Annotated in this window: 27 protein-coding genes and 1 pseudogene; 11 read left to right on the top strand and 17 right to left on the bottom strand. The window is 43.5% G+C overall.

What is annotated here, in order from left to right:
• Positions 1–209: 209 nt before the first annotated feature.
• The 4 genes from H6G48_RS11620 to H6G48_RS11605 form a co-directional block, all read right to left on the bottom strand.
• Complete coding sequence (locus tag H6G48_RS11620) at positions 210–3,161, bottom strand: CHAT domain-containing protein (protein ID WP_190721826.1); 2,952 nt, start codon at positions 3,159–3,161, stop codon at positions 210–212.
• Between the two features lie 125 nt (positions 3,162–3,286).
• Positions 3,287–3,517 (bottom strand): type II toxin-antitoxin system death-on-curing family toxin, encoded by a 231-nt coding sequence (locus tag H6G48_RS11615; RefSeq protein ID WP_238141869.1) that lies wholly within the window; start codon positions 3,515–3,517, stop codon positions 3,287–3,289.
• A gap of 4 nt (positions 3,518–3,521) precedes the next feature.
• The gene (locus H6G48_RS11610; protein WP_012267820.1) at positions 3,522–3,746 is read right to left on the bottom strand and encodes an AbrB/MazE/SpoVT family DNA-binding domain-containing protein; all 225 of its coding nucleotides are present in this window, start codon (positions 3,744–3,746) and stop codon (positions 3,522–3,524) included.
• Positions 3,747–3,812: 66 nt separating this feature from the next.
• Positions 3,813–4,064, bottom strand: a complete 252-nt coding sequence (locus H6G48_RS11605) for a DUF2283 domain-containing protein (protein WP_190721825.1) — start codon at positions 4,062–4,064, stop codon at positions 3,813–3,815.
• A gap of 259 nt (positions 4,065–4,323) precedes the next feature.
• On the opposite strand from H6G48_RS11605, the gene H6G48_RS11600 reads away from it, so the two are divergent.
• On the top strand, positions 4,324–4,689 hold the full coding sequence (locus tag H6G48_RS11600; RefSeq protein WP_004268810.1) for a hypothetical protein: 366 nt from the start codon (positions 4,324–4,326) through the stop codon (positions 4,687–4,689).
• 25 nt (positions 4,690–4,714) lie between these two features.
• Here H6G48_RS11600 and H6G48_RS11595 read toward each other — a convergent pair whose 3' ends face one another.
• Positions 4,715–5,254, bottom strand: a complete 540-nt coding sequence (locus H6G48_RS11595; protein WP_190721824.1) for a hypothetical protein — start codon at positions 5,252–5,254, stop codon at positions 4,715–4,717.
• Positions 5,255–5,427: 173 nt separating this feature from the next.
• On the opposite strand from H6G48_RS11595, the gene H6G48_RS11590 reads away from it, so the two are divergent.
• Positions 5,428–5,691 carry a hypothetical protein gene (locus tag H6G48_RS11590; RefSeq protein ID WP_190721823.1) on the top strand — a complete coding sequence of 88 codons (264 nt, stop codon included), beginning with the start codon at positions 5,428–5,430 and terminating at the stop codon, positions 5,689–5,691.
• 340 nt (positions 5,692–6,031) lie between these two features.
• Here the strand turns inward: H6G48_RS11590 and H6G48_RS11585 are convergent, their stop codons facing one another.
• The gene (locus H6G48_RS11585) at positions 6,032–6,424 is read right to left on the bottom strand and encodes a hypothetical protein (protein WP_147069247.1); all 393 of its coding nucleotides are present in this window, start codon (positions 6,422–6,424) and stop codon (positions 6,032–6,034) included.
• Between the two features lie 65 nt (positions 6,425–6,489).
• On the opposite strand from H6G48_RS11585, the gene H6G48_RS11580 reads away from it, so the two are divergent.
• Entirely contained in the window at positions 6,490–7,338 is an 849-nt protein-coding gene (locus H6G48_RS11580) for a hypothetical protein (protein WP_190721833.1), read from the top strand.
• Positions 7,339–7,725: 387 nt separating this feature from the next.
• Here the strand turns inward: H6G48_RS11580 and H6G48_RS11575 are convergent, their stop codons facing one another.
• The 3 genes from H6G48_RS11575 to H6G48_RS27470 all read right to left on the bottom strand — a co-directional run bounded on the left by H6G48_RS11575 (position 7,726) and on the right by H6G48_RS27470 (position 9,985).
• Positions 7,726–8,163 carry a pentapeptide repeat-containing protein gene (locus H6G48_RS11575; protein ID WP_012267829.1) on the bottom strand — a complete coding sequence of 146 codons (438 nt, stop codon included), beginning with the start codon at positions 8,161–8,163 and terminating at the stop codon, positions 7,726–7,728.
• A 114-nt stretch (positions 8,164–8,277) separates the two neighbouring features.
• Positions 8,278–9,750, bottom strand: a complete 1,473-nt coding sequence (locus H6G48_RS11570; RefSeq protein WP_190721822.1) for a BCD family MFS transporter — start codon at positions 9,748–9,750, stop codon at positions 8,278–8,280.
• Positions 9,751–9,820: 70 nt separating this feature from the next.
• Entirely contained in the window at positions 9,821–9,985 is a 165-nt protein-coding gene (locus H6G48_RS27470) for a DUF4351 domain-containing protein (RefSeq protein ID WP_423202540.1), read from the bottom strand.
• Between the two features lie 277 nt (positions 9,986–10,262).
• Here H6G48_RS27470 and H6G48_RS11560 point away from each other — a divergent pair, with 277 nt between their 5' ends.
• The gene (locus H6G48_RS11560; protein ID WP_190721820.1) at positions 10,263–10,448 is read left to right on the top strand and encodes a hypothetical protein; all 186 of its coding nucleotides are present in this window, start codon (positions 10,263–10,265) and stop codon (positions 10,446–10,448) included.
• A 183-nt stretch (positions 10,449–10,631) separates the two neighbouring features.
• Here H6G48_RS11560 and H6G48_RS11555 read toward each other — a convergent pair whose 3' ends face one another.
• Positions 10,632–11,588 (bottom strand): glycosyltransferase, encoded by a 957-nt coding sequence (locus H6G48_RS11555; RefSeq protein ID WP_190721818.1) that lies wholly within the window; start codon positions 11,586–11,588, stop codon positions 10,632–10,634.
• A gap of 265 nt (positions 11,589–11,853) precedes the next feature.
• On the opposite strand from H6G48_RS11555, the gene H6G48_RS11550 reads away from it, so the two are divergent.
• Positions 11,854–12,045 carry a DUF2949 domain-containing protein gene (locus H6G48_RS11550; RefSeq protein ID WP_002738067.1) on the top strand — a complete coding sequence of 64 codons (192 nt, stop codon included), beginning with the start codon at positions 11,854–11,856 and terminating at the stop codon, positions 12,043–12,045.
• Positions 12,046–12,330: 285 nt separating this feature from the next.
• Here H6G48_RS11550 and H6G48_RS11545 read toward each other — a convergent pair whose 3' ends face one another.
• The 3 genes from H6G48_RS11545 to H6G48_RS11535 all read right to left on the bottom strand — a co-directional run bounded on the left by H6G48_RS11545 (position 12,331) and on the right by H6G48_RS11535 (position 14,070).
• Positions 12,331–12,789, bottom strand: coding sequence for a nitrate reductase associated protein (locus H6G48_RS11545; protein WP_190721832.1), 459 nt, complete (start codon positions 12,787–12,789; stop codon positions 12,331–12,333).
• Positions 12,790–12,856: 67 nt separating this feature from the next.
• On the bottom strand, positions 12,857–13,702 hold the full coding sequence (locus H6G48_RS11540; protein WP_190721816.1) for a prephenate/arogenate dehydrogenase: 846 nt from the start codon (positions 13,700–13,702) through the stop codon (positions 12,857–12,859).
• A 5-nt stretch (positions 13,703–13,707) separates the two neighbouring features.
• Positions 13,708–14,070, bottom strand: a complete 363-nt coding sequence (locus tag H6G48_RS11535) for a cupin domain-containing protein (RefSeq protein WP_190721814.1) — start codon at positions 14,068–14,070, stop codon at positions 13,708–13,710.
• Between the two features lie 104 nt (positions 14,071–14,174).
• On the opposite strand from H6G48_RS11535, the gene H6G48_RS11530 reads away from it, so the two are divergent.
• The 6 genes and pseudogenes from H6G48_RS11530 to H6G48_RS11505 all read left to right on the top strand — a co-directional run bounded on the left by H6G48_RS11530 (position 14,175) and on the right by H6G48_RS11505 (position 20,147).
• A complete protein-coding gene (locus H6G48_RS11530) occupies positions 14,175–14,627 on the top strand; it encodes an SRPBCC family protein (RefSeq protein WP_002758186.1) in 453 nt (150 codons plus the stop codon).
• Positions 14,628–15,253: 626 nt separating this feature from the next.
• Positions 15,254–15,844 (top strand): precorrin-6Y C5,15-methyltransferase subunit CbiT, encoded by a 591-nt coding sequence (gene cbiT / locus H6G48_RS11525; RefSeq protein WP_190721812.1) that lies wholly within the window; start codon positions 15,254–15,256, stop codon positions 15,842–15,844.
• A gap of 42 nt (positions 15,845–15,886) precedes the next feature.
• A complete protein-coding gene (locus H6G48_RS11520; protein WP_190721810.1) occupies positions 15,887–16,804 on the top strand; it encodes a phosphatidate cytidylyltransferase in 918 nt (305 codons plus the stop codon).
• Positions 16,805–16,857: 53 nt separating this feature from the next.
• Positions 16,858–18,375 (top strand): uroporphyrinogen-III C-methyltransferase, encoded by a 1,518-nt coding sequence (gene cobA, locus H6G48_RS11515; protein ID WP_190721808.1) that lies wholly within the window; start codon positions 16,858–16,860, stop codon positions 18,373–18,375.
• 78 nt (positions 18,376–18,453) lie between these two features.
• Positions 18,454–18,861, top strand: a complete 408-nt coding sequence (locus H6G48_RS11510; RefSeq protein WP_002782142.1) for a 14-3-3 family protein — start codon at positions 18,454–18,456, stop codon at positions 18,859–18,861.
• Between the two features lie 97 nt (positions 18,862–18,958).
• Positions 18,959–20,147, top strand: a pseudogene (locus tag H6G48_RS11505) (RNA-guided endonuclease InsQ/TnpB family protein).
• A 104-nt stretch (positions 20,148–20,251) separates the two neighbouring features.
• On the opposite strand, the gene H6G48_RS11500 reads toward H6G48_RS11505, so the two are convergent.
• The 4 genes from H6G48_RS11500 to panB all read right to left on the bottom strand — a co-directional run bounded on the left by H6G48_RS11500 (position 20,252) and on the right by panB (position 22,318).
• A complete protein-coding gene (locus H6G48_RS11500) occupies positions 20,252–20,599 on the bottom strand; it encodes a carbon dioxide-concentrating mechanism protein CcmK (protein WP_008200430.1) in 348 nt (115 codons plus the stop codon).
• A 104-nt stretch (positions 20,600–20,703) separates the two neighbouring features.
• A complete protein-coding gene (locus H6G48_RS11495) occupies positions 20,704–21,012 on the bottom strand; it encodes a carbon dioxide-concentrating mechanism protein CcmK (protein WP_002732196.1) in 309 nt (102 codons plus the stop codon).
• Positions 21,013–21,063: 51 nt separating this feature from the next.
• Entirely contained in the window at positions 21,064–21,558 is a 495-nt protein-coding gene (msrA, locus tag H6G48_RS11490) for a peptide-methionine (S)-S-oxide reductase MsrA (RefSeq protein WP_190721806.1), read from the bottom strand.
• Complete coding sequence (gene panB, locus H6G48_RS11485; RefSeq protein WP_147072148.1) at positions 21,551–22,318, bottom strand: 3-methyl-2-oxobutanoate hydroxymethyltransferase; 768 nt, start codon at positions 22,316–22,318, stop codon at positions 21,551–21,553. Before panB ends, msrA begins: the two co-directional genes overlap by 8 nt.
• Position 22,319: the final 1 nt, after the last annotated feature.

The raw sequence follows: 22,319 nt of genomic DNA, 5'->3' as shown, positions 1-22,319 counted from the left end.
TGTAGGGGCGAAGCATTCGGGCAATAACCTATCGGTGAAACCGTAGATTTTCTATCCGAATGCTTCGCCCGTACTTTTTGCCGCAAACCCTAAGTGGGTGGGTGGAATTAAATATAAAATGAACGTAGGTTGGGTTGAAGCATGAAACCCAACGCCCGCATGGGTTACGCTACCGCTAACCCATCCTACAAATAATTGTGCCTACCTACTTAATTAGCAGCCCCAATCAAAATAAAGGGCGACCAAAAATAAGGATGGCTTTTAATTTGACTTAGTTTGGCCTTTTGCATGGCTTCACTTTTAGTCATACCATTCTTGAGATTTTGATAAAATTGGGTCATAATTTCCGCACTGGTATTATCTTCAGCATCCCAAAGACTGGCTATTACTGATTTAGCACCGGCTCTTTCTAAGACGTAAGCAAGTCCCGATATTTCCTGACCGTCTCCGTTGGCTTCCTTGGCGGTTTGACAGGCACTCAGGGTGATTAATTCGGTATTTTTTAAGCCTAATAATGCGGCATCGGCGATGTTATATTGCTCTTTGTTGGCGAACAAAATAGTATTAGCTTGCATACCCAAATTAGGACAGCCAGCACGCTTAAAACAGCCGTGAGTTCCTAAGTGTAAAATCGAGAAGCGAAAGGCTTGTTTTTTGAATATATCTAGAGTTGCGTTTGTACCGAGATATTTTTCACTTCCCGGAAAGAGTTTGCTGATAGTTTCTGCTTCTATTTCTGTGCCTTTAAGTTCTTTTTGGGTGGGTTTAGGGTTAGCAAATGCTAGGCCTTGTAAGGGTTTTCTTTCGGTCGCGGGAGGAGTAGATGTGGAGATGCGAGTTAAATAATAAATCGGATATTTTTCTAGGAGAACTTGGTCATTTTTTTTATCGTAGAGGGTTTCAAAGGGAATATAGCGCAGTTGTCCAGTGGCGATAATAGCGATATTTTTCGGGGAACTGGTGGCGATTTGTGATTCAATGGGACGGATTAAAATCTCGTAGAGTTTGCCACCGGTAACATCCACATCGCTATTTTTATGATCGGCTAATTGGGTACGGTATTCGCTGACGAGTTTATTCAATTCCTCGCGTTTTGTATCACTTTGAATAACGATTAATTTTTCTCTAGTAACGAGAAATAGGGCGACTTTATCGCGGAGGGGAACGGGTTGAATAACGAGGGTATCAGGAGCGATATTTTTCTGGAGTTGGGCGATGTCAGTGGGTTTTGTTTCAAAAAGTTCGGCAATTTCAGGATATTTCTGTCCGATAGTTTCCGCATTTTTATACACTTTTTCCTCGAATTGTCGGAGCTGTTGTGCCAGTTCTTGGGAGTATTTATCCTGTAGTTGTCGGCGCATTCCTTCGAGTTGTCGATTGTCGGTGTTCCAGTTATCAAGTGCTTTTTGTGCATCGGGATCGGCAACTTTGGCATTAATCAGGCGATTGTAATCGGCGAGATCGGCAGTAGTGGCGAGGTTAAGCCATTGAAAGGCTTTTTCTGGTTGATTTTGTTGGATGAGGACTTCGGCGAGGGTGATTACCGGAGTTTGATTCTCATTAGCGGCTAAAAAATCCTTGCGATCATCGCGGGATAATTCGCTACGGGTTTTTAAAGTAATGTTTAGGGATGCTTCTAAATTATCGATCGCTTTTTGGTACTGTCCGAGGGATCGGTAAGCGATTCCTAAATTGCCTAAAGAAGCGGCTTCTCCAGAGCGATCGCCGATCTCCCTCGCGATGGCTAAAGTCTGTTGAAGGTACTCGATGACTTTCTGATACTGTCCGAGGGATAGGTAAGCGGCTCCTAAATTGCCTAGAGAATAGGCTTCCCCCCGTCGGTCGCCTAACTCCCTCGCAATGGCTAAAGACTGTTGAAGGTACTCGATCGCCTTTTGGTACTGTCCGAGGGATTGGTAAGCGTTTCCTAAATTTCCTAAAGAATTGGCTTCCCCTTGGCGATCGCCGATCTCGCGGGCGATAGTTAAATGCTGTTGCTGGTACTCGATCGCCTTTGGGTACTGTCCGAGGGAACGGTAAGCGATTCCTAAATTGCCTAAAGAAGCGGCTTCTCCAGAGCGATCGCCGATCTCCCTCGCGATGGCTAAAGACTGTTGATGGTACTCGATGACTTTCTGATACTGTCCGAGGGATAGGTAAGCGGCTCCTAAATTGCCTAGAGAATAGGCTTCCCCCCGTCGGTCGCCTAACTCCCTCGCGATGGCTAAAGACTGTTGATAGTATCCGATCGCTTTTTGGTACTGTCCGAGGGAACCGTAAGCGATTCCTAAATTGCCTAAAGAATTGGTTTCCCATTGGCGATCGCCGATCTCCCTCGCGATCACTAAGGACTGTCGAAGGTACTCGATCGCTTTCTGATACTGTCCTAGTGAGTTGTAAGTGTCGCCTAGATTGTTTAAAGAATTGGCTTCATTGGAGCGATCTTTAATCTTCCTCGCGATAGCTAAAGACTGTTGCTGGTACTCAATCGCTTTCTGATACTGTCCCAGGGAATCGTAAGCAACCCCTAAATTGCCTAAGATTTTGGCTTCACTTCCTTGATCGCCGATCTCCCTAGCAATGCTTAAAGACTGTTGATAGAACTCGATCGCTTTTTGGTGCTGTCCGAGGGAACCGTAAGCGATTCCTAAATTATTTAAAGAACTGGCTTCCCCAGAGCGATCGCCGATTTCCTTATCTATGGCTAAAGACTGTTGATGGTACTCGATCGCTTTTTGGTACTGTCCGAGGGAACGGTAAGCGAGTCCTAAACTACTTAAAGAAAGCGATTCCACCTGCCGATAGTCTAACTCCCTCGCGATGGCTAAAGACTGTTGATGGTACTCAATCGCTTTTTGGTACTGTCTGAGAGAGTCGTAAGTAAGTCCTAAAGCGCCTAAAGAAAGCATTTCCCCTTGGCGATTTTTGATTTCTCGATAAATCTGTAAGGCTTTTTCCCAAGATTGTAATGCTTCCCGAAATTGACTGGTTTGATATTGTTGAATACCTTGTTGTAAAAGCCTATCTGCTTCGGCTTTCCTCGCGTTTGTATTTTGCGCCATCACCGCAGGGATGAGAGGGGGTAGCTTCCCGTTAACAACTGGTAGGGTGACGGTAGCCACTAGAGAAAGGGTAAGTAAGGCGTAAATTTTGGGATTCATAGTTATTTCCGCTATCAGTTATTAGTTAATACACCTCATCATGAGTTCCAATGTTAATCAAAACTATCCTATCTATTTAAGTTTTCTCGTCTCGTTCCAAATAGAAAATGATGCGGCAATCATAACTACTTCCCATCTACAAAAGGGTGATTCTTGACAATCCCATAAGCGTAGGCTGCTGCCAAAGAAGCCATGTCAGGAGGCGACTCAGAATAAGCCAGAAAATTTTGCGGTCGGGAAAGTGCGCTTTCTAGCAACCCCTCATCTCGAATACCCTCTAATCCACCATGCTCGGCTATTTGGCGGTGATGAATCGCGAGAGCTACCCCATCAGCTATCCAGATTAGCTGGTTCATGAGCCTAAGTTGCCAGCTTTCTCAAAACATTCCAGTCTTCGCGCATCACTTCCTCCGCCACTTCCATTTGCTGGACAAATTCGGGGTCGTAGGGTGTAAGCTCAAAGCCATTCGGCGTTTCCAAGACGTAGAGCATATCGCCTTTACTAAGGCGCAGCTTCTCCACCAACTCTTTCGGGAAAATCACCCCCATAGAGTTCCCTACCGTTGTGACTTTTAACTTAATCATCGTTTTTTGACTGAGTAAATATGTCAATTATAGCACCTCCCATATTTCCTGAATTTCTCACATCACTTAACAATTTAGTATTAACTTTCCGAACCATTGTCTAATCTCTTGTTTTTCACTCTCTTCCAACGGAAAATCAATATTTTTGAATTGTTCGGCCGTTCTCTGTTTGACTCCTAAAATCTCAATCCCTACAATCCTATCCGTCTCATCGTAATCATAGACAATCCCCGGCGCTAGTTCCTCAGAATCAATAACCTTTCCCTCAAAACGACGAATATAAGCAGCATTAGCGGCTCGATCATAGTCTATTTTCATAGTTTCCCCTTTAATCGGCGTTCAAAATGGACAGTTACTAAAAGATTATAATTACTAAGTAGGTAGGCGTTAAAAATTATCAGAAACCCCCCTTATCAAGGGGAGCAGGGGGGACCGGCACCCCCCTTATCAAGGGGGACTAAGCGGGGATCGCCACCCCCCTTATCAAGGGGGGACTAAGGGGGGATCAAACCTAAAATCCATTTTCAATTTAATTATAACCAGCTACTTATACTGTTCACATCAAACAAAAATACCCATGAAAAATAGACAAGAATACCTCAACGCCCTAGTCAACTTTGACCAACCCCTATCAACTATCCTCCCTATCCTAAAAACCTTTCCTTGGGACAGTAGCGAAGCAATTATCACCCTAAAAAAAGAGCATCTGATCGATATTCTCGATCGCTATCTCAATAACGCTCTATCTGCCACCGACTTAGAAAACTGGGCCGATGCCATCGAATGCAGAGAAGATATCGCCTATAAAACAGATGAGGAAAATCTCATCAATGACATCATTTTTTACCTCGCTAATCCGACCCTAAATGAGCCACTAGCACCAAAAATAATCGAACAATACATCAGCCAACTTTCCCATTTAAAGTCTTCCTTAATTGCCTAAAAAATAGGCTTCTTCTTTGTGAATTTTAATGCGGGTTTACTTGAATCTCAATTTTGTCCGAGGGGTTGAATTTAATTTCCTCAACAACGTAGGAACTCTTACTCGCCACCCCTTCGATCCCTCTTATTTCTAGAGGATCTAGCGAGGTTATAGTTACTTCCGCTTTTCCTTCATTAACATCAACAATTTTGAAATTCTGTAAAGGTTCCTGCCAGCGGTTTCTATTCTCTTTTGGATTGCTTGATCCCCCTTCCCCACGAATAACAAGCTCTCCGCTTTTGATAATAACCTTGCCTTGAAACTCTATCTGTTTGATCTCTTTCATCGCCACTTCTTTTGTTTTTGATTCTCTCCCTAAAGCGATCGTTTTTGCTTGGGAATCGAACTTGATTAATCTCCCAGATAGAGAAGTGCCATTTTTTAAAGATACATTTGTATCATCTGGTATGAATACGGGAATTTTCTTGACGGGAGATCGATCGCCGGTGGCTGGTAGATGATAGCCAGCAAGAGAGGCGATAAAAACTAGGCTAGTTGCGGTTATTATTGGGTAGAGTTTTTTCATCTTTACCTTGCCTGAATGATCGGGATTTAGTTGGTTCTGTTTTCGATCTTGGATGCGGTGGGTTAGGAGTAACAGTAACCCAACCTAGGGTTTTTTCTAGAGGGTTTTTTCCATATTTTAGCGTCGGGATTGTCAAAGGGGAAGCGTTGTATCTTCTCCTTATGTTAAAACTTATGAAGGTACTCCTTTATGCGGTAAGCGATAGAAATATGACTCTACAAGAGCTAATGCGGTGGGTGGAAAAATTATCCTCGATCGAGAAACGGCAACTGATCGAAAAAATTACCGCAGAAATGGCATCGGAATCGGCAGAAGTTAATCAACCCCGTCCCTCTTTATGGGGTATATGCGCCGATTTAGGACAGGCTCCCTCGGCTGAAGATATCGATAAAACCCGACGAGAAGCGTGGGGAGATTTTACGGCAGAGGATATTTAAGTGTTAAAAGCAGTTTTAAGTAGGTAGGCGTTAAAAATTATCAGACACCCCCCTTATCAAGGGGGGCAGGGGGGATCGAACCTGAAATCCATTTTAAATTTAATTATAACCAGCTACTTAGATACTCATGCGGTTATCTGGTATCTTTACATCGAATTATTGCGGCAACCGCCCTATATTTAAACGGTCCCTTAATTAGCCGAGATCGAAAAATTCAATTATCAACGGTTAATACGATCTGGTAGCAACGAACTAATCAAATTCCTATTCCCCGAATATAATTGGATGCGGTGGGTTAGCGCTACTCGTAACCCAACCTGCGGTTTTTGTCAATATATTTTTACTTTCCGAAACCTTTGTTCGGGCGGTTTTGTTTGGCAATACGGAGGGCTTTTCCGGTTTTGCCATCCTGTAGTGCGATCCGCATCGATCGCTTTTTCTGGTAGGATTGAATATCCGCCGCTAAGGGATGATCGTTATCGATGCGTAGATGGGTTAAAGAACATATAAGACCCGTTTGTTTTCCCGATTCATTTTTTAGGAAACAAATAATTCCCCCCTCGTCTCCCGTGTAGAAAATTTTATCGATCAAAAACTGGTGATCGGGTTTGTATCGCTCGCCTTTTGTTTCAGCTATTTTTAACGTTTCGGGAGTTGCACGCACAGGGATTGGTAAACTCGCTTCCATTTTCTCAATTAAAAAACGAACTTGTCGGGGATCGTCGATGGACATGGTTATTCTCCTTGATAAAATACAAAGAACTGGCGATAGAACCCGATTGATCGAGTAGGATAGCGATCGAAAACGCCAATCAGGGACATTTTGCCGTGAGCGCTCCGAATTCTCCCCCTCCCGGAACACAGATACTAGGAACCTTCGCCAGTCTTCTCGGTTTGCTGGGGATTTTTCTCTATTTTACGGGATGGATCTATCGGTGGGCCTATTTCGGCTGGTTTAGCCTTGAGATTAACCGTCTGGACTTGCCCTTGCGTTCCTTCCTTTTCGTGCCGATACAGGTCTTCTGTGGCGATTTCGGGGCGTTGCTGCGAACGTTTCTGGCACTGGTTGCCGTTGCCTTTGCGATTCAATTTACTCTCTGGATTTTGTCTCCCCTGCCATCCTATTCAATTGTCAGTCAATTTAAACGGAAATTTCATCAAAAATTTCACCCTCTAGGTTTATTAGTCCGGGGAATTCCCGAATCTCTCCGAAAAGATTTGATCGCTGTTATTTGGCTATTAATTATTCTTTTTTGGTTAGCTCGAATTCAGGGATCGAGCGATGCCCGTCGCGATGCAGTTAATGATAGTTCTACCTTACCAGTTATCACTTTAGTTTTACCGGAAAAACAGATAGCGATCGGTCGGAATCCGCAGGATGTTTTTACCGATCCTTCTCTCAAAGGTTATCGAATTATCGGTGAGACTAAATTACTCGAAGAGCTGCGGGGAAAAGAAACGAATGATAGTAAAGTTAATCCCCCGCGAGTCTGGCGTTTATTAATTCAAAATAATAATTGGACTTATGTTTTTCGCGGGTTATCCCCTCAGTCGGCAGACAATGAACGTCCGGCGATTCTAGCCATTCGCGAGGATAAGGAGGGACAATTGATGATTCTCGCGCCGGATGTCCCAAAATCCCGATGAGAGTCAATCGGGGAAATTATCAAAAGCGATCGTTAATAAAAAAAGTCTAAAAGTCGCACCCCACAAGGTTTTCGGCGTTGTCAGATCAGAAGAGGAAAGATGCAATGCTCCGGTGCTGATTCGGAGCATCTTTCCATTTGACAACGCCGATTGTAGGGCTAATTCATGAATTAGCCCTACGCCGATTGTAGGGCTAATTCCACTGCTAAATCGAGCGACTCTTGTTCCCCACTTAAGCCCAACTATCGGCACTATTCGTTCATTAAACACTAATTGTCAAGATGCCATGTAATCTTTCCTATCAAAGTAATTTCAGTTCCGGTGCTGATTCGGAGCATCTTTCAATTTGACAACGCCAGGTTTTTAGATTCATTCAGCCCGCCCTATCTAGGGATTGCCACCACCGACAGCGATGCCAGTACCATAAATCTGAGCATTTGTCAAGTTAATTCTCTCCATCGATGCACCTGTCACATCGGCATCATAAATCACGGCACTGGTGAAATTGACTCCATCGAGATCAGCTTGATTGAAACTGGCATTAGTCAGAAAAGCTGCGGTTAAATTTGCGCCTTCTAGGTTAGCATCGGTCAAATCCGCGCCCTCTAAGTTAGCTTCCTCCAGATTAGCTCCTTGTAAATTCGCTTTTCTCAAATCAGCACCGATTAGATGCGCCCCTCTTAAATCTGCACCGCGGAGATCACAGCCCGGACATTCCCGCGTATTCAATAATTGTTGTACCTGTTGGGGATTTTCCGCACCGACGGGGTTAATCAGCAGTAAGGAAGCTAGGGAACCTAGGGCAATCATTAAAGTCCTTTTCATCGTTTTAGCCTCCTCTTTCGTTTTCCTCTCTACTTTTAGGATAGGAAAAAAGCTGCTAACCAACTTCCCCCGATCGGGCTAATTCTCCTGTTATCTCACTTTTGCTTGCTTTTGCTAGTCGATCTCTCCTTTCATCACTGTTGCGATCGCTGCTCGGGCATTTTCCTTAAATTCCTTGACATCGACGCGACTTAATAACCAAACTGCCAGGATCATTCCCAATGCTTGCACGAGGAAAACTAAGCCATAGGCTAAAACCGGACTAGAAAAGACAACTTTACCGATATTTAAAATCGTACCGCCTAAAACCGTGGCTAATCCCCGTGCGATCGCTTGTGATAATCCCCAAGCGCCGATAAAAGTTCCCGCGGTTTCGGCAGCGGTTAAATCTAACATTAAACTGGTAGCCCCGGCGGTAATCATTCCCGAAGCTAAACCGAAAAAGAGCAAGCTTGATTTTAATAAACTTTGGTTAGCAGAAAAGCCGGCAAAAATCAAGAGAATAAAACAAATTGTTGCAAAAATACAGCCATATTTAGTGGTTTTTTGTTTACCGATGCGGGGAATGAGCATAAATCCCGTGGCAGCAATACCAAAAAGGGTTCCGGTTCCCCAAAAAGCGTTCAATTGGGTGGTTTGGGCGATACACATCCCAAAAACCTCGCCGCCAAAGGGTTCCATAATTGCATCCTGCATAAATAAACTCAAAGTCATCATCAGCAGGAAGGTGAAAAATAAACCAGTTTGCCGACTAGCGGTGAGAACTTGTAGGGCATCTTTGAAGGTAATTTGATCCTCTCTTTGCACAAGAGTGGACCGACTACTAAAACGAGAATATTTTTTTTCTACGCCAAAAGTCGCTAAAATACAGAGACCGAAAACGATAGCGGGCATAATCGCGAACACGGGGTTAATATTCGCCTGTAGCTGCGGAATATTGGCTATAGGGGCTGATTGAGTCGGATCATAGGTCAAAATATTTGTACCGCAGATATTGGGAGTATCCAGCAAACGAGAACTAACGATCGCCCCGACGACGATTCCCACCATCAGCATTGACCAAACTATAGCAACTAATTGCGATCGATTATCTTCATCGGACACATCCACCAAGAGGGCAGCAAAAGGGGTAGAACTGGCGCTTAAAGCGAGTCCGTAGAGGGCGAAAATTAAGGCTAAGAGGGCAATCCAGGCGTAGGAAATGGTATTCCATCCCGAAGTTTGAATACTAAGTCCCAATTGCCAAACTACTTGCAAAGCAATAAAAGCTAAAGCGGTAAAAACTGCCGCCCCAATCCAGACATAACCGCTGCGATGATGACCAAAAATAGTTTTACCGTCGGATCTTTGCCCAAACCAGATGCGCGCTGGACTAACAAACTGGTGCATAGCGATCGCAGCTGTGGCGAGAAAGGGTAAAACTTTTAACTCATCGATCATAATCCGATTGAGAACCCCCAAAGTCAGCAGGGACATAATACCTAGTCCCATCTGAAAGAGTCCTAAGCGAAACATGGTGAAAAGTCCCAGTTTTGGCAGGGGTTTTGGGGATGAGTGAGTAGAATTGGAGATATCGCTGGTAGCCATGGTTAAATCAATACAAAAAAAGCCAGTATTTAAAAATTTAACGCAGGACGAGCAGACATCTTCTGGGGATTTAAGTTTCTGTGTCCAATAACCAAGTGGTCAGAACTGTCAAGCTGGTAAAATCGAGCAGTGCTTCTCCTAAAGTTGCGAATTGTTCTAGAGATAGTTCTTGGATTTTTTGGCTTACAGTTGAGGATATTTCACCTAAACGACGGTTAAGTAGTTGTAGAATCAAAGCAACCGCTTCTTATTGTCTTCCTTTTTTTTGGATGTCCTGATCAATGACTGATTCGCCCATAATTTCTTCTCTTAATAAGCTTCTGATGATTTCCTTACTTAATACTAACCCCGCCAGAATTGCTGTAGCGGCGGCTAAATTGCTTTTTTCAGTTCTCCCCTTGATATTAAGTAGGTGGGTGGAATTAAATATAAGATGAACGTAGGTTGGGTTGAAGCATGAAACCCAACGCCAGCATGGGTTACGCTACCGCTAACCCATCCTACAAATAATTGTGCCTCCCTACTTATCAATTTTTGTGGCTACTTTGGCCAAGATTTTCCTATTGTATTATCCATTTTCCTGTAACTGTATGTTCGAGTTAATCGAGATCGCAAAAAATGGAGATTTCTATGATCGTATCTTCCCCATTGTCCTCACCGATGCCAAAATCTACAACCCCAAAGACCGACTAAAATAGACTCAATACGGGGAAACCGAAAGTAAAGAACTAGAAGAAACCATGAAACAGGGAGGAATCGCCAACCTGCGAGGAATTATCGACGATCTAAATCTTTGCACCGTGATCCAGAAGTCAAATCGTCAAGTGCTTACTCTGTAATGATTATAATCGATTCGATCTTTGTTTAGCGTTGAAGTTCCCTTAGGAATAAATTGGGTCTTTTTCCAGCAAACCTAGCAATTTTTGCATTTTAATCCAAGCTCTTCTCATTTGCCAGAATTTACTTTTTTCCATTGCGGCTATTTTGCTGTCAGCTTCTCGATAATCCAATTGGGTTTTTTGCAAGTCTTGTTGTAATTCTTGTTCATGAATTTCTAATTGTTTAATTCGTTCTCTAGCCTGTTCTAACTGAGCGAATATATCGACTCTTAAGGTGACTAAAGCGGCAAAAATGGCTTGGATATTTTGGGAGTAAAGTTGGGGATGATTATAGAAAAGCTGGGTATAGGAATAAATATAGTGTTCTGCGGTCATTGAGCGACTCATAGAATCAGCTTTTTGTCGATAGAAAAATAACACTTCTGGGATACGATAGACTTCTCGACCTAATTCGATCAGAGATAACCAAAAATCGTGATCTTCCCAACCATAAATTAAATTAGTATTATAGCCGCCCACAGTTTCCCAATCAGATTTCCGAAATAAACCGGAGCAAAATATCATATTATCTACTAATATATCGGGAAATTTATACTCAGGCAGCGGCCAAATTCCTTGTCTATCACCAAAATACTCCGCTTCGCAATAAACTATACCTAATTGCTCATTACTTTCTAGCAAAGTAACCGCTTTTTCTAGATAGGAATCGGCAATTTTATCATCGGCATCAAGAGGAAGAATATAGGTTCCTTGCCCTTGGGCAATTCCTAGATTTCTCGCTGTGGCAACCCCTTGATTTTCTGTGCGGATGATCCGGGTTTTTGGCTGTTGATAATCTTGTAAAATCTCGATGGTTTCTGGTTCTGTGGATCCATCATCAACGACCAGGATTTCAAGGTTTTGGTATGTTTGTACTAAAATAGATGTGATCGCATCATCAAGATAGCGACCTTGATTATAGCAAGGAATAATCACGGAAACTTGAGGAACATGACTCATTGAGGTTCTCTCCTACTCGATCAAAAACTAGGTTATCAATAGCTTATCCCAAAAGTTCCCCTTTCTCGTTTTTCTAAGTAAAGGAAGTGTTGATATCCCCACTGGCAATTTCGGGATAGTAGGAGATACTATGAATAAATTCTGAAATTATTCCGATTGGTGGACAAAATCACCCAATTGGGTGATCCCCGTGAGGGAAGCATCTCTTTTTAATAGAGGATAAGTTATTCAATAATCCGATTATCATTACCAATGATCCTTAATCATGGAAGCTCATCAACAAAAACAACTCCGCACTTTCCTCTTGGAAAAATTAGCAATTTCCCCCCGTTCCCTCGATATGGCTGTGCGTCTCTGTGAAGCATCGGTGGGTTCTTTGCCGATGGTTTTATGGCAGTACGGTTTAATCGATTTGTCGCAATTGAATCAAGTTTTTGACTGGATGGAAACTGTATAATTATTTTCCAAGAATATGCCCATTAATTATCATTTTTATTAAGAGAATTGACCAAGTTCCAGAGCAGCGAGTTCCTGCAATTTATTTATTAAGTCCCGTTAAGGTTTGCCAGGGCAGAAAATCTCACCTTTGCTGGGACTAATTAAACCAGCTATCAGCCGCTATTTGCCGCCGTTTTAATTCGAGATTGATCTGGTATAAAATACTAATTTCTCGCCTTGATCTCCTTTTTGCTTGTCATGAAAGTAAGGTAGAAACAAACTTAATATACCATAGGTTCTTGAGTTAGGCATCGACTATATGGAACTCTTTCAGGGCCGGATAGAAGTTGAGATTTTCGTGACCCGGACGACTGAGTTTAATCAGGGCAAACCGTTGGGATGGTGGCAATTTTTGCCATTGTTCTAAGCTAATTTCTATCTGGAATTCTCTAGCTTGTTCTAGGACTGTATCGGGAATCTGGCTATCATCTAGCCAAGCGGGATGGGGAGCTATTGCTAGTTCTTCCGGGGGATTACCGGTTTTTTCAGTGATTAATTTTTGCAGAAAATCTCGATAGATTTTCGCTTCTGCTGCCGTCGTACAAGCCATATTAACTAATACCATTCTTTCTGGTTGAGTTAACTGCATCCAATGGGATAATTTTAATTTAACTCCACAGGTATCTAGTTTCATTCTCACGGTCATTGGTATGCAACGTAAGGAGTCCACAAATTCGGCTTCAAAGTCAAAAAAGGTGTTCATATTATTGCCTTGATTTACTGAGGATAAATCTATAATACAGCCTTGGGGTATAATTGCTGGCAAAATGTTATTTTGATTGAATAAACTTGGCTCGATATTGATGACTAGAAACGAGAATTTCCTCTATTTCCTGCCATTTTTCTCCTGCAATATAGTCAACAATTTGATCAAGATTTTGCCGATAATTTGCCAAAGATATCAATAAAGCTTGACGATTGTATTTAGCCATCATTAAACCTAATTCGGGATTGCCACCACCGACGCGACTGGTATCGCGAAAACCAGAACTAGCTAAATTTTCCGCTAATTGGCGAATATTCAGGTCTTGTTCTTTCGCACAAGCTTGGATTAAACTGGTACTAATCATTACTGGCAGATGGGAAATCCATGCCACGGCTCGATCGTGTTCTTCGGGGGAGGAATAATAAATTTTACAGCCTAATTTCTGCACGATTTCAGTTAAGATTTCCACGGCAAAGTTAGGGGTAGATTCAAGGGGAGTAATCAGATATGGGGCATTGACAAATAAACCACATTCTGCCGCATTAATTCCCTGTTCGGTTTTCCCAGCCATAGGATGACTACCGACAAAATTTGGCCACAATTGGCCACAATTGGCTACAATTGCCCCTTTAACTGATCCCACATCGGTGACAATGGTTTGGGTTTTTAAATAGGGAGTTAATTTTTCCAAAGTTGGCACAATTAAATGTATAGGAGTACAGATAAAGATTAAATCGGCAGTAGCTAATAATTCTAAACTGGTGCTAGATTCATCTACCACTCCTTTTTGTACAGCGATATCACAGGTGTATTGTTGACGGGAAACTCCCAAAACCTTATAACCTTGTGAGCGAAAATCTAATCCCAAGGAACCACCGATTAAACCCAGTCCAATAATGCCAATCTTCATTAGTTTTACTCAAAGATAATTTCGTCTTCCACTCGCCAAGCAGGATCGACAATGCACAAGAAAATTAAGGGTTCCTCCCCACAATTATGAATATATTGTTTAGCTAGAGGAGGTATATAAATGGCAGCACCGACAGTCACTAATTGCACTTCCTCATCGATGTGCATTTCCCCTTGTCCTTGCAAAATATAATAAACTTCCGCAGTTTTTAAAGCGTGAGGAGTAGAAGTTTCCCCCACATCTACCCAGGCGTGGGCTAAACTATAACGTAGATTTAACGGCTGTTTATCGGGATGCAATAACTCGCGCAATCGGGTATGATCACCGGCGATGAATTCCTCACATTCGAGCAGTTTTCTGATTAACATAGTAAAATTAAACCTCGAAGATTGTTTTTATTTTATCATTGAGTCAAAAGCTAAAGACTAATAGCCGTTATCATAGAAATATTCAGCATCGCCAGAATTAACGAATGACTTGGTTAGAACATAGTGTACAGGTAGAAGTGGACGCGCCGATCGATCTGGTTTGGGCTCTCTGGTCAGATTTAGAACAAATGCCCCAGTGGATGAAATGGATCGAATCGGTGAAAATTCTAGAGGAGGAGCCAGAGCTTTCCCGTTGGAAGTTAGCCAGTGGTGGTCTAGAATTTACTTGGTTGTCACGGATACTGAAAATTGTCCCCCACCAGATGATTCAATGGGAATCCGTGGACGGGTTGCCTAACCGCGGGGCAATTCGTTTTTATGACCGTCATGGTAGGAGTATTGTGCGACTGACAGCAGCCTATGCTATACCAGGTTGGTTAGGAAAATTGATGGATAATCTTTTCCTCGGTCGAGTGGTGGAATCAACCCTGCAAGCCGATCTAGAGCGTTTTCGCCTTTATGCTCTCAATATTGTCAATAATACGCCGCCAAGGTGAGGTAATGATCGGCAGTAAGCTGTTGACTATCTAAATTGCTCGTTAAGACTGTCTATGAGCAGGGAGCAGGGAGAGGGTGGTGAGCATTTGTACTAAAATTCCCCCGCGCGGTTTGAACGCAGTACAGCTTATTGCTGACCACCGACGACCGACTCCCCAAAAGGAAAACTTCCTACCTCACCATTAAGATAACTGCACAATTAAAAACTCACATCTGATAACTGATAACTGTTAACGAAGGCAGGGGGCAGGAGGCCGTTTTTGTAACGGGAATTTATGCCCCGCTCCAAAAACTTTTCGCCTTAAGGCGAGGTTTTAGACCCGATTTTTTCGATAATCAGGGTTTTATCTCTAGTGGGACTTAGACAAAAAACAAATCGAGAAAAGCCTCAACTCCAATCCCCGCTTGGGATTTACTTCGAGAAGCCCAAAATCGCTGAAACCCAGATAGATCAAGGAAAATCATCAATCGAGGTTAACCCTTTGTCCCGTAATGGTTTGAGCCTTTTTTGCTGACCGAAAACGCCTAAGTCCCACTAGAAAAGTCCCTGTTTACTTAATAAAGAAACTTGGACAAATTTATATAATAATGCTTGGTAGTGAAGCTTCTCAATAATTGATTCCCCATGACTTGGTTATATAAAACCCCTGGTATTCCCGATGAATTGTTTGAACGTTTGCCCGGGATTCCCTTGAGTAAACGCGAGGTGAGATTATTGATGATTTCCGCTTTGAGGTTAGGTGATGGGGGGGTTTTCTGGGATATCGGGGCAGGAACCGGCACTATTCCCGTTGAAATTGGCTTATTATGCCCCAATAGTCCGATTATTGCCATTGAAAGGGATGAAGAAGTGGCCAGTTTAATCCGACGTAATTGCGATCGCTTCGGGCTAAAAAATGTTACAGTTTTTGAAGGCAGTGCTCCCGATTGTCTGCCCAATATATCCCTAGCACCCGATCGCGTCTGTATCGAGGGCGGCAAACCGATTAAATCGGTCCTGCAAGAAGTGTGGCAATACCTGAAACCCAACGGCCGCATCGTGGCTACGGCCAATAATTTAGAAACCCTCTATCAATTTTCCGAAGGCTTTTCTAATTTACAGGCGCGTAATATCGAGATCGTACAAGCGGCAGTAAATCGCCTAGAAACTAGGGGTATTCAGCAAGTTTTTGCCGCCGTTGATCCCATGTTCATCCTGAGTGGCGATAAACTTTAATTGGGGATAACCTTCCATAAAGTTTTCTTAATCTATATAATTATGACAATGCCGCCTAACTTCTCTGGATTAACCATGCCTTGGCCACGCATTGTCAGCGCTATTTTTGCTATTGCCTTCGCACTGGGAATTATTATCGTTGGGGGTTGGTATTTCACCCTCGGCATCGGTGTTATCGTCTTTTTGGGACAATTGGAGTATTTTCGCTTAGTTCGCGCTAAAGGCATTGAACCGGCCGCTAAAACCACTCTCGTAGTTTCGCAATTATTACTACTGACGGCAACTATGGCAGCCCCCCTCACCGATGCCATGTTTCCCCTCGCTGGGGCGTTAATTTGTTTTTATCTGCTCTTTCAGCCCAAAATGGCGACAATTGCCGACATTTCCACCTCAATTCTCGGTCTGTTTTATGGTGGTTACTTACCTAGTTATTGGATTCGTTTACGGGTCGGTTTTTCTCCTGAAAGTGGTCCGGTGGCTATGGCCAGTAACTTACCCCTGATGGGATATTGGCCAGAATCGTGGATGGAACCGAAATTATTCCCGGCCGCTTTGACGGTGACTTTTCTAGCTTTCGGTTGCATTTGGGCCGCCGATATCGGAGCTTATATCATGGGAAAATGGTTAGGGAAAACCAGTTTATCGCTGATTAGTCCCAAAAAAACCGTGGAAGGTTCCTTTTTTGGCATTTTAGGCAGTATAGCGGTGGCCGATTTGGGTGCTTGGTATTTAGATTGGCCCTATTGGCAGCTGACGGGCCTAATTTTGGGCTTATTAATTGGTATTGTCAGTTTATTGGGCGATTTGACCGAATCGATGATGAAACGCGATGCTGGGGTCAAGGATTCCGGCCAGTTAATCCCCGGTCACGGTGGTATACTCGATCGCACTGATAGTTATGTCTTCACCGCTCCCCTAGTATATTATTTCGTCACTTTACTGCTGCCCTGGTTGCGTTAGTAATTTGTTTCTTCTCCAGTGCTAAATTAAAGATTAAACCCAAATTTGCGATTATGTCAGGAGTCGTCTATCCCCGGGGTAAAGTTTATCTTCTCGGTGCGGGAATCGGTCAGAGTAGTTTTCTCACCCTGCAAGCGCGAGCAATTTTAGCCACGGCCGAGGTTTTGCTGTATGATGCCCTAGTGGATAGTCAAATCTTCTCCCTCGTGCCGAAAACCTGTGTTTTAGTCGATGTGGGCAAACGGGGAGGACAACCCGGCGCCGAGCAAAATCAGATTAATCGGATATTGGTTAATTATTGTCAAGAGGGAAAACGAGTTATTCGGCTCAAAAGTGGTGATCCGGGGGTTTTTGGGCGAGTATATCCTGAAATGTTGGCCCTAAAGCGGGCTGGCTGTGATTTTGAACTGATAACTGGAATTTCCTCCGCTTTGGCCGCTCCTTTATTGGCCGGAATTCCCCTGACGGAAAAGGATATTAGTCGCTGTTTTGCGGTCTTGAGCGCTCACGATCCCGAGTCTCTCGATTGGTCAGCTTTAGCTAAAATTGATACGCTGGTGCTATTGATGGCCGGTCAGTCTTTAGGGCAAATTATCGAGAAATTATGCCAAAATGGGCGGAATATTGACGACTCGATCGCTATTATCCGCCAGGCGGGACGCAAGGATCAACAAATTTGGCGCGGCACTTTAGAAAATATTCTCGCTCAAACCGCCGGGGTGTCCCTCTCACCCTCTATTATGGTCATTGGTCAAGTTGTGGATCTGGCGATTATGTCCTCTCCCCCACCCCTAGGAGGTAAAACTATTGTTATTACCCGTGCCGCCGAGCAAACGAGTCAATTTAGCGAAATTTTGCAAAATCAAGGCGCAGAAGTCCTAGAAATGCCCGCTTTAGAGATTCGTCCCCCCGACCGTTGGCAAGGTTTAGACGATGCCATCGCTCAGTTAAAAGAGTTTGATTGGCTGATTTTAACTTCTGCCAATGCTGTTAATTTTTTCTTTGATCGCTTGACATTTTGGGGAAAAGATGCTAGGGCTTTAGCGAACGTAAAAATCGCCGTGGTGGGCAAAAAAACCAGCCAAGTTTTGCACTCACGGGGATTAAAGGCGGATTTCATCCCAGGGGATTTTGTCGCTGATGCTTTGGTAAACGAGTTTCCCGACCCGATTAGGGGGCAAAAATTCCTCTTTCCTCGCGTGGAAACGGGAGGCAGAGAGATATTAGTTAAGGAATTAACGGCCAAAGCCGGTCAGGTGACGGAAGTGGCCGCCTACGATTCCAGATGTCCAGCGCGCATGGATAGGGGCATCTGGGAAGCCTTTCGAGAGGGGAAAGTCGATATAGTCACCTTTGCTAGTTCCAAAACCGTCCAGAATTTTTATCAGTTATTGCTGCAAGAAACGGCAGAATTATCGGTTAATTCCCTATTAGAAAAAGTTTGTCTGGCTTCTATCGGTCCGCAAACTTCAAAAACCTGTCAAGAGTTATTTGGTCGTGTTGATATCGAGGCGCGAGAATACACCCTAGAAGGGTTGACTAGCGCTCTAATCGAGTCGAGTAAAACCTGACATCCTCGCCGCCGTAAAACAGACGGCGATTCCCAAACCTGACGATAAACAAAGCCATAAAAATCTAGGAATCTCCCCATGAGTAACCCTATTATCATTGAAACTGACTTAAAAGATATTCTCGCTAAACTTGACAATCGGTTAGAGCGAATCGAAACAAAACTAGAAGTATTGCCGAAAATAGAGACCGAAGTTTCCCAACTCAAAGAAGATGTCAGAAACCTGAAGGGAATCGAAACAAAACTAGAAGTATTGCCGAAAATAGAGACCGAAGTTTCCCAACTCAAAGAAGATGTCAGAAACCTGAAGGGAATCGAAACAAAACTAGAAGTATTGCCGAAAATAGAGACCGAAGTTTCCCAAATCAAAGAAGATGTCAAAGACTTGAAAGAAAGGGCAACGGCTCAAATATGGGCTTTGATAGTCACTGTTATCGGTGCAACTGTTGCAGCAATTATCAAATTCGGTTTTCTGACTAAAACTTAAATCATCGAAAATTTTGGGTCTGAAACCCCGTCGTTCTACGACGGCTTTACTGTTAAATATGAGCATCGTTTACAAAATATATGCTAAAATGTGAGGTATGGAAAAAGCCTACTCGTTCCGATTTTACCCAACACCCGAACAAGAGTCGCTATTGCGGCGCACTTTGGGCTGTGTAAGATTGGTTTACAATAAGGCACTCCATCTCAGAACACAAGCATGGTACGAAAGACAAGAAAGAGTAGGATATACTGAAACTTCTTCAATGCTAACCGATTGGAAAAAACAAGAAGAATTAGAGTTTTTAAACGAAGTTAGCTGTGTACCCTTACAACAAGGGTTAAGACATTTACAAACAGCTTTCACTAATTTCTTTGCTGGTCGTACTAAGTATCCCAACTTTAAGAAAAAACATCAAGGAGGAAGTGCCGAATTTACCAAATCAGCCTTTAAATTTAAAGACAAACAAATCTATTTAGCCAAATGCACGGAACCCTTAGCGATTCGATGGTCAAGACAAATACCAGAAAGCTGTGACCCAAGCACAGTAACAGTCAGATTACATCCCTCAGGACGTTGGCATATCTCAATAAGATTTGATGACCCAACGATTAAGCCATTACCCCCAACCGATAAAGCCATCGGAATTGACTTAGGAATTAGTAGCCTTGTGATTACCAGCGATGGTGACAAAGTATCTAATCCTAAGCACTTTAAAAAGCATTATCGGAGACTGCGAAAGGCCCAAAAAAGCCTTTCTAGAAAACAGAAAGGGTCAAAAAATCGGGAAAAAGCAAGAATCAAAGTAGCCAAAATTCACGCTCAAATCACCGATAGCAGAAAAGACCATTTACACAAGCTAACCACTCAATTAGTTCGTGAAAACCAAACGATTGTTATTGAGAATTTAGCCGTTAAGAATATGGTCAAAAACCCGAAATTATCTCAGGCAATATCTGATGTAAGCTGGGGAGAAATTACCCGACAATTAGCCTACAAATGCCGTTGGTATGGAAGAAATTACATCGAAATAGATAGATGGTTTCCTAGCTCTAAAAGGTGTAGTAATTGCGGGTATATTGCCCTTGAAAATGCCGTTAAATGTTCGAGAATGGGACTGTCCAGACTGTGGGACTCACCATGACCGAGATATTAACGCCAGTAAAAATATTTTGGCCGCAGGGCTTGCGGTGTCAGTCTGTGGAGCGACCATAAGACCAGAACAGAGTAAATCTGTTAAGGCAGGTGCGAAAAATCCTTCGGGAAAGAAGCAGAAACCTAAATCGTGAGGTTTGGGAATCACCGTCCGTTTACGGCGGTGAGGATGTCAACATCAAAAACTAAGTTGGAACTAGACAAGTTCCAACCAGTAACAAAAAATTGACCTTGAATATTAACGACGAATCGGAGCGATCGCACCGTCGGCGGCGGCACGAAAAGGTTCCACTGCCTCGCTATAATCGATCGGTAAAATAGCCACCACGTTATCATGAGGACGGGGAATAATTACCCAGGTTTCTAAAGCTGCCCCCTCGGTTTTATTGACGGCTTCAATGCCGGCAGCCATAGCGGTTTTTACCTCCTGTACATCCCCACGAATATTGAGGGTAAAACGGGCGCTTCCTGCCCTTAAATAACCAACAATCGTGATCCGTCCTGCTTTTACCATCGCATCGGCGGCCGCTAGAATACCGGGGAAACCTTTGGTCTCGATCGATCCCACCGCGGGTTGGGCTGTCATAAATTAACTCCTAATAACAAAAATCAGATAAGTTTAATTGATAGAATCCAATCTATTTTCCAGTCTTTAACTATAGTCTAGTTTGGGGTAAATCGCTAGGGAAATTAACTGCGAAAACGGTCTGACTTAGGCGTATGCTGCACTGGTAAAACTGCCAGTACATTTTCTGGAGGATTCGGTACGATGTAATGACTGACCACATTACCACCAAAAGCGGTCATCGCCGCCGCTAATCCTGCCTCTACTGCTGGTTTAACCTCGGAAATCGGACCGCGAATCGCCACCAAAAATTCGCCCCTTTCCGCTAGATCAAAATAAACTAGGGTGACTCGTCCCCCTTTAACCATGGCATCCGCCGCCGCTAAAACGGGGGGAAAACCCAACGTTTGAATGACTCCGACCGCCTCGGGCATTTTTCCTGATCTCCTGCGAAAGCAACTTTACATTATACCCCGAACCTGTATTTATATTTTCTTCTGGAAATCCGCGACCGATCGAGCCTGTTTTTTCTCCAAATACTGTTGATGGGACTGATCGGCCAGATAATAATCTCCTGCGGGTTCGATAAAAGTAACGATATCTTGCTGAAACTTTCCCGATAGTTGTAGTTGACGCTTGCCAGCAGTGGCGATTAACTTTTGTTCCGGGGTGTGATAAAAAATAATCGATCGATATTGTTCTCCCCGGTCCGGTCCTTGGCGATTTAACTGAGTCGGATCATGAATTGACCAAAAAACGGCTAATAACGCCTCGTAGCTTATCTCTTGGGGATTATAGGCAATTTGTGCCACTTCCGCATGACCGGTAATTCGCGATAACACATCGAGATAACTAGGATTGGGGAAATTTCCCCCCATATAACCCACAGAAGTCGCTAAAACACCAGGTAAACGCCGAAATGCGTCCTCGGTTTTCCAAAAACAGCCGGCCCCAAAGGTAGCTTTTTCGCCGCTATTCATTTCCCCTCACATCCTTGGCAAATTCCACCACTGCTTTTGTAATTGCTTCGCTTAAATTAGCATAAACTTTGGCAAAAGGGGGAGCTTTTTCGGTTAATCCTAGGATATCCGCCGTTACTAACACCTGACCATCACAATCTTCCCCCGCACCGATACCAATCGTCGGGATAGTCAATTTATCGGTAATAGTAGCGGCTAAATTGGCGGGAATATGTTCCAAAACCAGGGCAAATACTCCCGCTTTCTCCAAGGCTAAAGCTTCCTCGATTAATCTTTGTGCATCCGATGGAGTTTTTCCCTGCTGACGGTATCCTAACCGATGGACTGACTGGGGAGTTAATCCGATATGACCCATAACAGGGATGCCTATCTCGGTTAAACGGCTAATAGTCTCGATCATAGCGGGATAACCTCCCTCTAATTTTACCCCTTGCACTCCCGCTTCCTTTAACATCCTTCCGGCGGAGTGAATTGCCTGACTGACACTTTCCTGATAGCTGAGAAAAGGCAAATCACAGACAACTAAAGCTTGTTTTACCCCACGAGACACGGCCGCCGCGTGGTGAATCATCGCCTCTAGGGTGATCGGTAAAGTGGTAGGATAGCCCAAAGCGGTCATAGCCAAGGAATCACCTACCAAGATAATATCAATTCCTGCTTGATCGAGCAGTCGCGCGATCGGATAATCCCAAGCTGTGAGGGTGACAATCGCGCGTTTTTGCTGTTTCCACTCGATTAATTTGCTGGTGGTGACTGCCATT

The sequence above is a fragment of the Microcystis flos-aquae FACHB-1344 genome (assembly GCF_014698375.1).
Classification (GTDB): domain Bacteria; phylum Cyanobacteriota; class Cyanobacteriia; order Cyanobacteriales; family Microcystaceae; genus Microcystis; species Microcystis aeruginosa.
The sequence above is the reverse complement of the archived record's forward strand: the minus strand, read 5'-3'. Positions and strand labels throughout refer to the sequence as shown.